This window comes from Thermoflexus sp. (assembly GCF_034432235.1).
Lineage (GTDB): Bacteria > Chloroflexota > Anaerolineae > Thermoflexales > Thermoflexaceae > Thermoflexus.
Genome location: NZ_DAOUCJ010000093.1, coordinates 1 through 13098, shown reverse-complemented (window position 1 = coordinate 13098; position 13098 = coordinate 1). Strand labels below are relative to the sequence as shown.

The 13098-nt window shown below is 65.6% G+C and carries 14 protein-coding genes and 1 tRNA gene; 9 read left to right on the top strand and 6 right to left on the bottom strand.

From position 1 onward, the window contains the following. The first annotated feature begins 186 nt into the window (after positions 1 to 186). The 4 genes from VAE54_RS11365 to VAE54_RS11350 all read left to right on the top strand — a co-directional run bounded on the left by VAE54_RS11365 (position 187) and on the right by VAE54_RS11350 (position 1953). The gene (locus tag VAE54_RS11365; protein ID WP_322802081.1) at positions 187 to 846 is read left to right on the top strand and encodes an SCO family protein; all 660 of its coding nucleotides are present in this window, start codon (positions 187 to 189) and stop codon (positions 844 to 846) included. 51 nt (positions 847 to 897) lie between these two features. Further along, the gene (locus VAE54_RS11360) at positions 898 to 1383 is read left to right on the top strand and encodes a copper chaperone PCu(A)C (RefSeq protein ID WP_322802080.1); all 486 of its coding nucleotides are present in this window, start codon (positions 898 to 900) and stop codon (positions 1381 to 1383) included. Positions 1384 to 1398: 15 nt separating this feature from the next. Further along, complete coding sequence (locus tag VAE54_RS11355; protein ID WP_322802079.1) at positions 1399 to 1815, top strand: cytochrome c; 417 nt, start codon at positions 1399 to 1401, stop codon at positions 1813 to 1815. Between the two features lie 63 nt (positions 1816 to 1878). Further along, positions 1879 to 1953: transfer RNA gene (locus VAE54_RS11350), tRNA-Gln, on the top strand. A gap of 62 nt (positions 1954 to 2015) precedes the next feature. Here VAE54_RS11350 and VAE54_RS11345 read toward each other — a convergent pair. Continuing rightward, a complete protein-coding gene (locus VAE54_RS11345) occupies positions 2016 to 2774 on the bottom strand; it encodes an HpcH/HpaI aldolase family protein (RefSeq protein WP_322802078.1) in 759 nt (252 codons plus the stop codon). A gap of 114 nt (positions 2775 to 2888) precedes the next feature. Here VAE54_RS11345 and VAE54_RS11340 point away from each other — a divergent pair, with 114 nt between their 5' ends. After that, the gene (locus VAE54_RS11340) at positions 2889 to 3902 is read left to right on the top strand and encodes a hypothetical protein (RefSeq protein WP_322802077.1); all 1014 of its coding nucleotides are present in this window, start codon (positions 2889 to 2891) and stop codon (positions 3900 to 3902) included. A gap of 41 nt (positions 3903 to 3943) precedes the next feature. On the opposite strand, the gene uvrA is transcribed toward VAE54_RS11340, so the two are convergent. From uvrA to VAE54_RS11320, 4 genes are all read right to left on the bottom strand, one after another. Further along, positions 3944 to 6850 (bottom strand): excinuclease ABC subunit UvrA, encoded by a 2907-nt coding sequence (gene uvrA / locus VAE54_RS11335; protein ID WP_322802076.1) that lies wholly within the window; start codon positions 6848 to 6850, stop codon positions 3944 to 3946. Between the two features lie 170 nt (positions 6851 to 7020). Beyond that, positions 7021 to 7557: a thiol peroxidase gene (gene tpx / locus VAE54_RS11330; protein WP_322802075.1), complete on the bottom strand. Its 537-nt coding sequence runs from the start codon at positions 7555 to 7557 to the stop codon at positions 7021 to 7023. A 176-nt stretch (positions 7558 to 7733) separates the two neighbouring features. Continuing rightward, positions 7734 to 8510 (bottom strand): hypothetical protein, encoded by a 777-nt coding sequence (locus tag VAE54_RS11325; RefSeq protein ID WP_322802074.1) that lies wholly within the window; start codon positions 8508 to 8510, stop codon positions 7734 to 7736. A gap of 1 nt (position 8511) precedes the next feature. Next, positions 8512 to 9090: an RNA polymerase sigma factor gene (locus VAE54_RS11320; RefSeq protein ID WP_322802073.1), complete on the bottom strand. Its 579-nt coding sequence runs from the start codon at positions 9088 to 9090 to the stop codon at positions 8512 to 8514. A 515-nt stretch (positions 9091 to 9605) separates the two neighbouring features. Between VAE54_RS11320 and VAE54_RS11315 the strand changes: the two genes are divergently transcribed. Both VAE54_RS11315 and VAE54_RS11310 read left to right on the top strand, forming a co-directional pair. Beyond that, the gene (locus tag VAE54_RS11315) at positions 9606 to 9800 is read left to right on the top strand and encodes a hypothetical protein (RefSeq protein WP_322802072.1); all 195 of its coding nucleotides are present in this window, start codon (positions 9606 to 9608) and stop codon (positions 9798 to 9800) included. Positions 9801 to 9803: 3 nt separating this feature from the next. Next, positions 9804 to 10208 carry a hypothetical protein gene (locus VAE54_RS11310; RefSeq protein WP_322802071.1) on the top strand — a complete coding sequence of 135 codons (405 nt, stop codon included), beginning with the start codon at positions 9804 to 9806 and terminating at the stop codon, positions 10206 to 10208. A gap of 296 nt (positions 10209 to 10504) precedes the next feature. Here VAE54_RS11310 and VAE54_RS11305 read toward each other — a convergent pair whose 3' ends face one another. Continuing rightward, the gene (locus VAE54_RS11305; protein ID WP_322802070.1) at positions 10505 to 10993 is read right to left on the bottom strand and encodes a hypothetical protein; all 489 of its coding nucleotides are present in this window, start codon (positions 10991 to 10993) and stop codon (positions 10505 to 10507) included. Between the two features lie 210 nt (positions 10994 to 11203). On the opposite strand from VAE54_RS11305, the gene VAE54_RS11300 reads away from it, so the two are divergent. Both VAE54_RS11300 and VAE54_RS11295 read left to right on the top strand, forming a co-directional pair. Next, positions 11204 to 12127: a hypothetical protein gene (locus tag VAE54_RS11300; RefSeq protein WP_322802069.1), complete on the top strand. Its 924-nt coding sequence runs from the start codon at positions 11204 to 11206 to the stop codon at positions 12125 to 12127. 324 nt (positions 12128 to 12451) lie between these two features. After that, positions 12452 to 13012: a hypothetical protein gene (locus VAE54_RS11295; protein ID WP_322802068.1), complete on the top strand. Its 561-nt coding sequence runs from the start codon at positions 12452 to 12454 to the stop codon at positions 13010 to 13012. Positions 13013 to 13098: the final 86 nt, after the last annotated feature.

The following is a 13098-nucleotide window of genomic DNA, read 5'->3' as shown; positions in this document are numbered from 1 at the left end:
TAGGGGCGCACGGCCGTGCGCCCCTACCCTGGACCTCACCCCCCGGCCCCCTTCCCTACAAGGGAAGGGGGAGCCTAAAAAATCCCCCCTCCCCGAAGCGGGGAGGGGCCGGGGGAGGAGTCGCTTCTCTCAGAGGCCCTCTGGGTCTCAGACAGAGGGAAATCAACCCGAGGAGGCTTGAGCAGAATGCCGCGCTGGTTCTGGGGGGGAGTAGGCATCGGTCTGCTCTTTGTCGCCGCCGCGGGAGCGGTGAAGATCGCCCTGGACGTCCGGGCGGAATCCCTCCCGGTCTACATGACCATCCCGGACTGGCCGTTCACAGATCAGGAGGGCCGCACCTTCTGGCTGGGCCAGACCCGGGGCAAGGTGGTGGTCCTGGGGATGATCTACACCCATTGCCCGGACGTCTGCCCGCTGATCACCGCCCGGATGCGGGAGATCCAGGAACAGGTTGCCGCAGAGGGCCTGTCGGATCAGGTTTTCTTCGTCACCATCACCTTCGATCCAGAGCGGGACACGCCGGAGGTCATGCGCCGATACGCCCAGGCCCGCAAGGTGGATTTCACGAACTGGGCCTTCCTCACCGGCGATCCCTCCACTATTCGCCACCTGACGGAGGTCCTGGGGATCTACACGGAGCGGGTGTATCTCATCAACGGCACGCCCGCCGCGGAGACGCCGCAGGCCTCGGGCGGCGCCGCGACTTATTTGATCAACCACACCGATCGCATCTTCCTGGTGGACCGCCAGGGGCGGGTGCGGGCGCTCCTGCCGGGAAGCCGAACCGAACTAAAGGATGCGATGGAGAAGATCCGCCGGCTGGTGCGGGAACGCTCCGGCTCGTGATGGGTCTCTCCTCATGGGGTGATCTGGAGACCTGTTTGAGAGGAGGCGACCATGTCAAAGCTCATTCGTTCAACCATGATCCTGCTTGGTCTTCTCGTCGCCGCATGCGCCGCTCCGGCAGCCACCAGCCCGAAGATTCACATTCAGGACGCATGGGCGCGCCCCGGGGCCATGGGGATGGGCCAGGAGATGGGGCATGGGATGAGCCATGGAGGGGAGAGCACCAGCGCTGTCTATTTCGTGGTGGTGAACGATGGCGGCCAGCCCGATGCGCTGATCCGCGCTGTTTCCGATGTGGCCGAAAAGGTGGAGTTTCACGAAACTCGCATGGAAGGGGATGTGGCAAAGATGCAGCCGGTCCCCCGTGTGGAGATCCCGGCCCGGGGGCGGGTGGAGTTTAAGCCCCGCGGCCTGCACGTTATGCTGATTGGCCTGAAGCGGGAGCTCCAGGTAGGGGACACCTTCACCCTTACGCTTCGTTTTGAGAAAAGTGGAGAGATCCCCGTAACAGTGACGGTGAAGGAGATGAACCCATAACGGGAGGCACGGGAGATGAACCGGTGGCTGCCCTGGATTCTCCTGCTCTCTTCGGTCCTGATGGGAGCCAGCGCGTGCGGAGGCGGCCCGCCTGCGCCCCGCTCCCCCGGCGCGGGGGAGACCGCACCGGTGGCCCTGAAGGGGAACGCGGAGCGGGGGAAGGAGCTGTTCCTGGGCACATGTGCCTCATGTCACGGGCCGGATGCCAAAGGATTGCCCGGGTTGGGGAAGGATCTGACGGCGAGCGCCTTCGTGCGGCAGCAGACCGACGCCCAGCTGCTGGAGTTCATCAAGAAGGGGCGGCCGGCGACGGATCCGGCGAATACGATCGGGGTGGATATGCCGCCGAAGGGCGGTAACCCGGCTCTGACCGATCAGGATCTGGCCGACATCATCGCCTTCATTCGCACCTTCAATCCGCACCAACCCTGAAGGCGGGAGACAGAACGGTGGTTGGCCCCGAAGGCGACGCTGCGCTATAATGAAGGTGAGCCTTGGGGAGTCGTCTAAGGGGCAGGACACCGGCCTTTGGAGCCGAGGGTGGAGGTTCGAGTCCTCCCTCCCCAGCCAACCGGGCCCGGCGAAGGCTGTCGGGCCCGGTTGCGTTCATGCACCATGGCAAAGAAGGGCTTTCACGCATGCCATCGCCGCAAGATCTCCCGGGCCATCCCCTCGATGTAGCGGGCATCGGAGGCGACGGCCAGGAACTGGAACCCCTGAGCCCGCCGCTGCAATGCCTCCTCAACAGACACGCACATCATCCCAGCCGGCCGGCCGGCCCGCTGGGCCGCCCGCAGGACGGTTTGGACCGCTTCCTCCCAATCGGGGTTCTCCCGAAAATCGGTTCCCCGCAGGCCCATCGAGGAGGCCAGGTCATTGGGGCCGATGAAGATCACGTCCACCCCTTCTGCCGCGCAGATCTCCTCCGCCCGCTCCACCGCCTGGATGTGCTCCATCTGGACCACCACCAGGATCTCCTCGTCGATGGCCTGCAGGTAATCCTCCCCATGCAGGCGGGGCCCCAGCCAGGCCCCCACCGAGCGGATCCCGCGAGGCGGGAAGCGGGCGGCCTCCGCCGCCCGTCGAGCCTCTTCCCCATTCATGACCATCGGCACCACAATCCCCAGCGCCCCGGTGTCCAGGGCCCGTTTGATCCACGCGGGATCGTTCCACGGCACCCGGACCAGGGGAGTGGTGCCCGTGGGGAGAATCGCCATCACGCTCTGGACCATCGCATCGTAACCGAAGGGGCTGTGCTCGACGTCCACCACCAGCCAGTCGAAGCCCAGGCGGGCCATCAGGGCGGCTGCATACGGGCTGCCCAGGCCCAGCCAGGCGCCGATGGTCGCTTCTCCCCTCCGCAACCGATGCAGAGCCTGATTGGGGATCACGGAGAAATCCCTCCCGGATCGATATGAATGACGCCGAAAAAAGGCTATCATAATATAAGAGGGGCCCCGCGAAGCTGACAAGCCCTTATATCATCCGAATGCGGGAGGTGGTTCGTGCCCTTCAACACCGGGGACTTCCAGGATCTGCTTCGGGCATTAAAGGAGCACCCGGAGTGGCAGGAGGAGCTGCGCCGTCTCCTGCTGGCCGAGCCCATGGCGGAGCTGGCCGGCGTTCTGCGCGCGCTGGTGGATGCGCTTGACCAGATGCGGGAAGTGATCCGCACGCTGGCGACCTTCCAGCAACAAACCAGCGGGGTCCTGAACCGCCTGATCGAAGCGACGATCCGCCTCGCCGAGGCCCAGACCCACACCGAGGAACGCCTCGCCCGCCTGGAGGAAGCCCAGGCCCGCACCGAGGAGCGCCTCGCCCGCCTCGCCGAGGCTCAGGCCCGCACCGAGGAGCGCCTGACCCGCCTGGAGGAAGCGATGGCGCGCCTCGCCGAAGCCCAGGCCCGCACCGAGGAGCGGGTGGCCCGTCTGGAGGAAGGCCAGCGCCGCCTGGAGGAAGCCCTGGCCCGCCTCGCCGAAGCCCAGGCCCGCACCGAGGAGCAGGTCGCCCGCCTCATCCAGACTCAGGAGCACATCCTGCAACGCCTGGATCGCCTGGAGGGGATGCGGCGGGAGTTTGAATCCTACAAGGCGATGTTCGGGGCGACCCTGGAGGAGGAAGCAGAGTCGATGGTGCGCTGGGTCCTGGAGCAGAAAGGATATCGGGCCATCGGCCAGGGCCATCCGGTGATCCTGCCGGTCTACGAGGAGGGGGAGAAAGGGGAAGTCGATGCGGTGATCCCCGTGCAGGCGCCGGATCGGCGGATCCTGTGGGCGGTCGTGGAGGCAAAGGCCCGACAAAGCCCCCGGTCCATCCAGGCGTGGGCTAACCGGATGCGGTCGGAAGGATTCCGCAAACGCCTCGCTGAGGCCGGCGTCACCGGACCTTATCTGGTCTACGCCTATGGGATCCGCGTGGATCCCAGCTGTGAGGCGATGGCCGAACAAATGGGGATCGGGCTGGTAACCGGCCGCGGGGAGCGGGTGCCGCCCGCGGAGGAGATCCCAGCGGTTTCGTAAAACATCGGGGTGGGCCGCTGGTGGCCCACCCCTCGCTTGGTTCAGCGCTTCCCGCGCCGCCGCCCGTTGGAAGAGACATTCCCCCCTCGAAGGATCCGGCGCAGGAATTGCCCGGTATATGAGGCCTCCGCCTGAGCAACCTCTTCAGGAGTGCCCTCCGCCACCACATACCCGCCCCGCTCTCCCCCCTCTGGCCCCAGATCGATGATCCAGTCGGCCACCTTGATGACATCCAGATTGTGCTCGATGACGATCACCGTGTGGCCCTGGTCCACAAAACGCTGCAGGACATCGATCAATTTCTGGACGTCGGCCGCGTGCAGACCCACCGTGGGTTCATCCAGGATGTAGAGGGTATGGCCGGTCGGCCGGCGGGAGAGCTCCTTCGCCAGCTTCACCCGCTGCGCCTCGCCGCCGGAGAGGGTCGGCGCTGGCTGGCCCAGCCGGATATAACCGAGCCCGACGTCCCGGAGGGTCTGGAGCTTCCGACGGATGGAGGGAAAGGCCTCGAAGAACTCATAGGCTTCGTCTACCGTCATGTTCAGCACATCGGCGATGCTCTTCCCGCGATAACGGATCTGCAACGTCTCCTTGTTGAAGCGCGCTCCCCGACACACCTCGCAGGTCACAAACACATCGGGGAGAAATTGCATCTCGATCTGGATCTGGCCCTGGCCTTCGCACGCCTCACAGCGGCCACCCTTGACATTGAAGGAAAAACGCCCCGGGCCATACCCCCGCAGCTTGCTCTCCGGCAGGCTGGCGAAGAGATCGCGGATGTCGGTGAACACACCCGTGTAGGTCGCCGGGTTGGAGCGCGGGGTTCGTCCGATCGGAGACTGATCGATGTGGATCACTTTATCGATGAACTCGACGCCTTCGATCGCCTCATGGACCCCTGCCGGGTCACGGGCACCGTAGAGGATCTGAGCCAGACGCTTGTAGAGGATCTCCACCACCAGGGTGCTCTTGCCGGAGCCCGAGACGCCGGTCACACAGATGAAGCAGCCCAGGGGGAAGCGCACGTCGATGTTCTTCAGGTTGTGCTCCCGAGCCCCCCGGACGATCAGGGAGCGTCCGTTGCCGGGACGACGGCGGGCCGGGATCGGGATGGTGAATCGACCCGTTAGGTAGGCCCCGGTGAGGGAGCGGCGGTTGCGCATGATGGCTTCAACCGGACCCTGGGCCACCACGTAACCCCCATGCTCCCCTGCCCCCGGCCCCAGGTCGATCACCCAATCGGCAGCCCGGATCATGGCTTCGTCGTGTTCCACCACCAGCACCGTGTTCCCCAGATCCCGGAGCCGCTTCAGGGTCCGGATCAGGCGCTCATTATCCCGCGGGTGCAGGCCGATGCTCGGCTCGTCCAGCACGTAGAGCACGCCGGTGAGCTGGCTCCCAATCTGGGTGGCCAGGCGGATGCGCTGCGCCTCGCCCCCGGACAGGGTCGCCGTCGGCCGGTCCAGCGTGAGATAATCCAGGCCCACGTCCACCATGAAGCGCAGCCGGTTGTGCAGCTCCTGCAGCACCTGACCCACGATGGCCCGCTGCCGCTCGGAGAGCAGCGGCGGCTGCCCGTGATCCCCCCGCAGGGCCTCAACCCAGCGCATGGCCTCGACAACCGACATCCGGGTGACTTCGTAGATGTTCTTGCCCGCTACGGTGACGGCCAGGGCCTCCGGGCGCAGCCGCGCTCCGCCGCAGGCCGGGCATGGCCGCTCGCTCATCCATCCCTCCACCCGCGCCCGGAAATAGTCCGAAGTGCTCTCCTCATACCGGCGGCGCAAGTTGGGGATCACCCCTTCGAAGGGTGCCTCATAAACCCGCCAGCTCCCATCCCGGGCCTGATAGCGAACGGGGACCCGCACGCCCTCGCCCGCCCCATAGAGGAGGAGGTGCAGCTGATCCGGGGAAAGGGTCCGCACGGGAACGTCGGTGGGGATGCCGAAGGCGCGGCAGGCCGCTTCCAGCAGCTGCCAGTAATAGCCGCCTTCCTCTTCCCCACCCCAGGCCACAATGGCGCCTTCTGATAAGGAGAGGTCCTTGTTGGGAATGAGGAGATCCGGATCCAGCTCCAGCTGCACCCCAAGGCCTTCGCAGGTCGGGCAAGCGCCCTTCGGGCTGTTGAAAGAGAACAGGCGGGGCTCCAGCTCAGGCAGGCTGAGGTTGCAGTAGGGGCAGGCGAAGTGCTCGCTGAACAGCAGGTCCTCCGGCGGCTCCGCCGAGGCGTTGTGCACGATCACCAGCCCATCCCCCAGCCGCAGGGCCATCTCCACCGAGTCCTGCAGCCGCGAACGATCCGCCCCGTCCCGACGCACGACCAGGCGATCCACCACCGCCTCGATGTGATGGATCTTGTAGCGATCCAGCTCGATGGGCTCATCCAGATCCCGGATGGCTCCATCCACGCGGGCGCGGACAAAACCCATGCGGCGGAGCTCTTCGAAGACGGGACCGTGGTGGCCCTTGCGGCCCCGCACCACGGGGCCCAGGATCATGATGCGGGAGCCCTCCGGGAGGGCGAGGATGGCCTCCACGATCTGCTCCGGGCTCTGCTTCTGGACCTCCCGGCCGCAGCGGGGGCAGTGGGGGATCCCGGCGCGGGCGAAGAGCAGGCGGAGATAGTCGTAGACCTCCGTCACCGTCCCCACCGTGGAGCGAGGGTTATGGGACGCGCCCCGCTGATCGATGGAGATGGCCGGGGAGAGCCCCTCGATCTGATCCACATCCGGCTTCTCCATCAGCCCCAGGAACTGACGGGCGTAGGCGGAGAGCGACTCCACGTATCGCCGCTGGCCTTCGGCGTAGAGGGTGTCGAAGGCCAGGCTGGATTTCCCGGAGCCGGAGAGGCCGGTGATGACCACGAGCTTCTCGCGGGGGATCTCCACCGTGATGTTCTTGAGGTTGTGCTCGCGGGCGCCACGAACGATGATCTTCCCCTTCGCCATGGCCGCACGGCCGCCTTCTCACCAGGATGGGCCAGTTTCTCAGCATAGCACGGCCCTTTGTTCCTTTCCAGTTCAATCGTTCAATCGAACCGGGCTTGAGGGAGGCTCAATGGGGGAGGGAGACCGCCGCGCGATCCCCCTCCCCTGGAGGCTGGGACGGAGGCTTCGGCTCAGCGGGGCTCCGGCTGACCCAGCAGGGCGCGGACAGCTTCCAGAACCGCATCGTAGTTGGGATGCTGGGCGATCTCCGGAACATATTCTGCATACCGGATCGTCCCATCGCGGTCCAGCACGAAGACGGCGCGCTGCTCCAGGCGAAGCTCCTTCACATATGTGCCGTAGGCCTGCCCGAAGGCCATCTCCCGATGATCCGAGGCCAGGATCCCATGCTGGGCGTTGGCCTCAGCCGCCCAGCGCCGCTGGGCAAAGGGGAGATCGGCGCTGACGGTGATCAGCACGACTTCGTCCCCCAATCGGGCTACCTCCTGATCGAACCGGCGGGTCTGGGCATCGCATACCCCGGTGTCCAGCGAGGGGACCACGCTGAGGATTCGGATCTTTCCGTCGGTGCTGCGGATCCGGAAGGGGGTCAGATCGGGGGCCACCAGCTCCACATCGGGGGCCGGATCGCCCACCCGCAGGGGCTCCCCGATCACCGTCAACGGCTTGCCGCGAAACGTGACCGCTCCAAAGCGCTCCACGGCCATGCGACACCTCCTGAGGGGTTCAGATCCACCCGGGCCGGAAAACTCCTCCGAGGCGGAAGGAGCGCCCGGATTTCGGATAACCGGGGTTATTGTAATCGGGGCGCAGGATAGCGGCCACTTTTCCCTGGGGGAAAAATACGTTCTGGGGTCCGCTCCGGGAAGATCCCGGATGAACGCTACGGAGCGGACAGAGACTCCGCGATCCGCACGGCTTCCTCCATCCCCAGATCGGTCTCCAGCCGGTAAGTCACCTCCCCCTCGGTCCAGAGGAGCACATGGCCTTCCACCAGCCGCCGCAGCTCCCAGCGGCCGGATCGGGTCTGCAGGAGGTAAGGGCCTTCCGCCCACAGGGCCGGCCGGCCGTGCACCGTGGTGGCGGTGAGCACCTGCGGCGTGATCTTTTCAATCAGCGCTCCCGGGCCGATCTCGAACAGGGCCAGCCGGATTCGATCCGGCCGCATGGGATCCCGCCACACCAGGATCACCGCCGGCCCGCCCATGCCTTGCAGATAAACATGATCCGGGCGCCCGAGATCCGGCGGATAAGTGGGCAGACGAATGGGGAAAGGCACGCGGGCCTGCGCCGCCTCCAGGGTCGTCTCCCCCGCCAGGTCCAGGATCCCCGGCATGCGGGTCTCCGGGATGGCCTCGGAGGCCGGCGAGGGAGTTGCGGCCGGCTTCGATGGGGTTGGGAGAGGCTGGAGCTGGATCCGCACGGCTCCGATCTGGAGGAACTCCAGGAGCCCTGCGCGGGCCGGGGAGGCCAGGAGGATCCCCAGCGCCAGCATGAAAGCGCCGAAGGCCCCAGCCGCCCAGGCCCCGCGCCGGCCTCGGGGCCGCCTCACCCCGGGACGCAGGATCCGGCTTCGGAGATCGGGAGCCGGAGGGTAAGGGAATTGCCGGGCGAGCTCCCGGACGCGATCTTCCCATTCGGAAGGCGGACGAGGCTCCATTTCAACCCTCCCCATGAGGCCTGCCGATGAGATCAGGGAATTCCCGCTCCACCACGGCGCGCAATCGATGGAGCGCGCGATGCAGACGGGATTTCACCGTGCCGATGGCCACGTTCTGGACCTGAGCGATCTCCGCTTCGGACAGCTCCAGGAAATAGCGCAGATAGATCGTCTCCTGATCGATGAGCCCCAGACGCCGGATCGCCCGCCAGAGGCGCTCCGCCTCCTCCTGCCGCGCGACGGTCTCCAGGATTTCATCCCTCATTCCCGAGGGCGGGCTCTGGAGCCGGGCCCAGCGCTGGAGGGCCCTCCAATAACGCCCGAGGGCACGGCGGCGGTTCCGGGCCAGATGGGCGGCGATGCGGAGCAGCCAGGGACGAAGCGGGCGGTTCGGGTCCCGACGGTCCCAGGCCCGGAACGCCCGGAGGAAGGTCTCCTGGGCCGTATCGGCGGCCTCCTCGGCGTCGCCCAGCATGAGATAGAGCAACCGGAAGACCGGCTCCTGATGCTGGCGGATCACCTCTTCCCACAGCGCCTCATCCGGCCCCTCCAGCGGATGCACCCGATGCTCCCGCTCCAACCGCACCTCCCGACCGTGGGGATTTCAAGGAGCAACAGGGTGGAAGCTCTTCGAAGATCCGGGCGGTGTCTCCCTTCGCAGGCCCTCTTAGAGAAGGCTGGACCCCGGCGTCAAGGGCACAGCCGCCTTGCGTCCCCACATCCCGTCTCTGAAACAATAACCCCGGGAACGAAGCGGGTGTTCCCATTCCCCGGGAATCCTTTGTCCACCGGCCGGTGGACCGGATGCTCCCTTGCCCGATCGATCTCCAGGGCCACGGAAGGGCTATCATGGGAAGCAGGAATCGAACAGGGGCCAGGAGGGCGCCCGGGTCCTTTTCGCGGGGGCTCTCCGGGCAAGCGTTCGGATGGCAGGTTCCTCGGGCGGCGACCACCGGACCGGCTGGGGGATCGCGTTCCCAGGTGCCATGCTCGCCCGGCCCTGGGATCCGGGGGCTCTGACCTGAAGACGATGCGTGGGACAGCCTGCTAACGATCGCCCGCTTCGGCTCCGCCGTCCCCGCCCATGTGGATGCGGTGCGACGGATCTTCCGGCGCGCGGCCCGGACCCCCGACGGCCAGCCCGAGGTCTGGTCCACCCAGTGGGAGCTGCATACGGTCAGCAACAACCTGAACTGGCGGGGAATCGACTGGCGGGCAGCGCTGGCCGCTGTGGAGGCCCGATCCGTCGGCGAAGGAGATGCCTACTTCCCTCTCCATCGGTCAGAATAGAGCATGGACACGTTCTCCCTGATCCTGGCCCTCGTGGGGCTGCTGGTTCTTTTCCATAGCGTGCTGTTGTGGCGGATCTTCGTCTGGTTATCCGCATCCACGCCGCCCGTGGATCCGCCGCGGCCGATCCCCCGGGTGGGCGAACCGGCTCCTCTGTTCCGGCTGCGGTCTTTCGAAGGGGAACAGGTGGAGAGCGCGGCCCTGGCCCATGGCCCGATGGCCCTGCTCTTCGTCTCCTCCGACTGCAGCGCATGCGCGGAATTCCTCGAGGCCACGAAGAGATTGCCCGCTCCTGTCCGGCGCTTCCTCGTGGGGATCTGCGAAGGGGAAGAGGCCGCCTGCCGCGATCTGCAATCGGCCGGGGCTTCCGAGATCCGCTGGCTCCATGATCCGGAGGGAGATCTGTGACGACAATACGGATTCAACGTCTTGCCAGCTACCGCGGTTCTGGATCGATCCCACCGTCTCCACGCATGGGGATGGATCCCTCTGGAGGATCTGGAGCGAATCCTCGAGGAGCTGAACGAAGAACAAGAGTAAGGACGTGGGCGCTCCATGCGCAGGAGACTGCACAAAAGTCCACGCCTCTTATGGGGAATACGCGGGCCGTTACTGCCAGGGCGCCTCGCCGGCGGAAAGGTAGGAGCGCCATCCTGTCGTGGAAGTAGGGCCACTGCAAGCAGTGGCCCTACTCGGTTCTCGTATTAAGGTGGTTCGTGCGGCAGCATCCCCGCGAGGGCGGAGACTGCGGCGGAGGTTGAGCGCTGCGAGAGGAGGTCCGGCTCCCGACCGGCGAGATACGCCTCAATGGCTTCGGACCAGCCGATCCTTCCCTCCTCGAACCGCACGATGCCCAGCTCATGGGCCAGGAGGGCAGCGGCCCATCGGTCCGCTACTCCCAACCGTCGATATAGCCGCAGCAATCCCTTCACCGCTCCCTGGCGAGACAACCCCCAGCGGCAGGCCAGAGCTTTCACCGGCAGCCCAGTGGTCAGATCCCGCCATCGCTGCCAGTCCGCCGGGCTCAGGCTTCGCAGCCGCCTCCCCCAGGCCGGTTCGAAGGCCTGCCGGGCGGTCCAGGAATGGGGGGACCAGGCGGGCTCCCCCCGGAGCAGGGCCTCCACCCGCTCCATGAAGCGAGGCCAGGGCTCCTGCTTATCGATCACCCCCTCCAGGCCCAGCTCCCCGATCACCCACCCCTCCAGGGGAGTAGGGTTGGTGGTCATGACGGCAAGTAGTGCTGGTATTGTATGCATTCCGACGGTCTTTGCTACAAATGCTGCGAATGCATCATGCCTGGTGCTCAGGCGATGTGTGCGCGAACATGTCAGAATGTAGTGTCCTCTTATCTGGAATATGCCGGTCGTTATTGCCAGGGGGCCTCGCCTGGGGAGGGATAGGGAATGCGCCGGGCGCTGGGGACCATCATGATCGTATTGCTCGGGATGGAAAGCTGTTGCGCCGGAGGACGTTCCTCTCCAAATGGCTGGCTTCCGTGGGAGGAAATCCGACGTCTCGCCCGCTCCTGCCCGGTTAGCCGGCCCATGCCCTTCCTCCAGAAACCCCTTGGAGTGGGCGGCAATTACAGCAATCCGCAGCGCACCTTGTTTACTGATGTCCCGGAGGGCGGAAAGTTGCTGTTCACGCCTGAATATCATCTGCAGCCGGGTGGATCTTTGCGGATGAAGTGGGGATGGGATCGAGTGGGCATCACCGGGACCCTGCAGATCGAGGGGCGGCGCCTGGATGCCCCGGCTCCGCCCCTCCGGGCGGATATCCCCCCGGGCTATGGTGACACCGGCTTTCAGGTCTCCACACTCATCTTCCCAACCGAGGGCTGCTGGGAGGTCACGGGCCGGGTGGGAGCCCATTCCGTGACCTTCATCCTTATGATGCTGCGCCTTCCCGTTCCGCTCTTGAGGATCGATGCCCACTCCATCCCTTCGGGGTGGGAACCCATCGACAGTGACGTGATCTTTCTGGATGCCCCCTATCACGTGCGGCGAACCTTCCGATTCCGCGAACAGCTGGGAAAGCGGGAAGGCATGTTGTGGGTTGATCTTCTGTATCCCCCTCCGTTCCCATGGCCGCCCGTTCCCCCTGGAAGGGTCGCCCAGGCTCTGACCGTTCAGGGAGCGCCGGCGCGTTGCTGGCAAAGCGCAAACCAGGAAACAGTGGTCGAAGGTCCGATGCTGGAGGGGGAATGGCCCGCTCGCGGTTATGGCTATCGGGTTGGTCAGCAGGGATTGGGATGGGATTGCCTGGTTCTGGCCCGGATCGCTGATTCCCTTTCACCCCTTCGGGTCGAGGGTTCTACTCTCCCATAAAGGGCGAATGAGGGGATTAAGGACCTACCGGCTTGTAGGCTAAATGCACCATTCCAGGTGGATCCATGGGGCTCTGGGGTGGCTAGGATGGGAGTGAGAGCGGATCCCCTTCGCCGGCTATAGAAGGCGAGCTGGTTTCTGACCTGGCAGGGGGACAGCGCCGCAGTGGTTTCCCAGCCTGACGGTTCCGTTGGCTGGAATGGACGCCGGGAGCGGCAACGCCTGCATTTCCAGGACCTGCATCGGCCAGGGCAGGACTTGAGGATCCTCGGGCTCTTTGGACGCATCAGTGGCCGGGCGTTCCCTCGAATGGAGGAGGCGGGGATGTTCTTGAAAAATCCGAATACAGCCCTGCTTGGGATCATCGGGATCAGCCTGATGGGGCTCAGCCTGCTGGGCTGGATGCAGACTCCGGATCCCGCCCTGGCGAAAGGGCCGCCGGACAAAGTCACCATCCGCGCCCCAGGGATGTCCGAGGAAGTGGAGATCACAGATCCCCAGCTCCTTCAGGCCTTCGCCTTCTTTGGCTTCGAAGACATCCCCCATCCCGTGGATCCTCCCCTCCATCCGGGAGAAGGCGTGGTCATCACCCGCTACATCCGGGAAGGAGAGCAGCGGATCCCATGGGATCGACTGATCTACTATCCGCCCCGGAACGGCGCTCCGGGCGTGGTGTTCCTGGAAGGCCTGATCGGTCCCGCTTCCACCCCGTTCGACGGCTCCTGGTATTTCGCCTCTCCGGAAGGCGATCGGGCGATGCGGCAGATCCTCCAGGAGCGGGGCACCCGGGGGACTCCAGGAGCGAACCTTCGAGGGCTCGCGCTGGGGGGAGCCCTCCTGTTGCTGGGAGTTCTGGGCATCTTCCGGGCCTGGCGAAGGAGCTGAAAGGATAAAGGACAGAAGACATCCTCTTGCCCCGCCATGAATCCCATCCTCTCCGTGTGGAAAGATGATTTGACGTTGAATTCATT

What these genes read in the sequence shown, in the direction of transcription:
- VAE54_RS11295 (WP_322802068.1), top strand. Translation starts at nt 12,452, where the DNA reads ATGTTCTTGAAAAATCCGAATACAGCCCTGCTTGGGATCATCGGGATC.
- VAE54_RS11355 (WP_322802079.1), top strand. Translation starts at nt 1,399, where the DNA reads ATGAACCGGTGGCTGCCCTGGATTCTCCTGCTCTCTTCGGTCCTGATG.
- VAE54_RS11365 (WP_322802081.1), top strand. Translation starts at nt 187, where the DNA reads ATGCCGCGCTGGTTCTGGGGGGGAGTAGGCATCGGTCTGCTCTTTGTC.
- VAE54_RS11325 (WP_322802074.1), bottom strand. Translation starts at nt 8,510, where the DNA reads ATGGAGCCTCGTCCGCCTTCCGAATGGGAAGATCGCGTCCGGGAGCTC.
- VAE54_RS11360 (WP_322802080.1), top strand. Translation starts at nt 898, where the DNA reads ATGTCAAAGCTCATTCGTTCAACCATGATCCTGCTTGGTCTTCTCGTC.
- tpx (WP_322802075.1), bottom strand. Translation starts at nt 7,557, where the DNA reads ATGGCCGTGGAGCGCTTTGGAGCGGTCACGTTTCGCGGCAAGCCGTTG.
- uvrA (WP_322802076.1), bottom strand. Translation starts at nt 6,850, where the DNA reads ATGGCGAAGGGGAAGATCATCGTTCGTGGCGCCCGCGAGCACAACCTC.
- VAE54_RS11300 (WP_322802069.1), top strand. Translation starts at nt 11,204, where the DNA reads ATGCGCCGGGCGCTGGGGACCATCATGATCGTATTGCTCGGGATGGAA.
- VAE54_RS11310 (WP_322802071.1), top strand. Translation starts at nt 9,804, where the DNA reads ATGGACACGTTCTCCCTGATCCTGGCCCTCGTGGGGCTGCTGGTTCTT.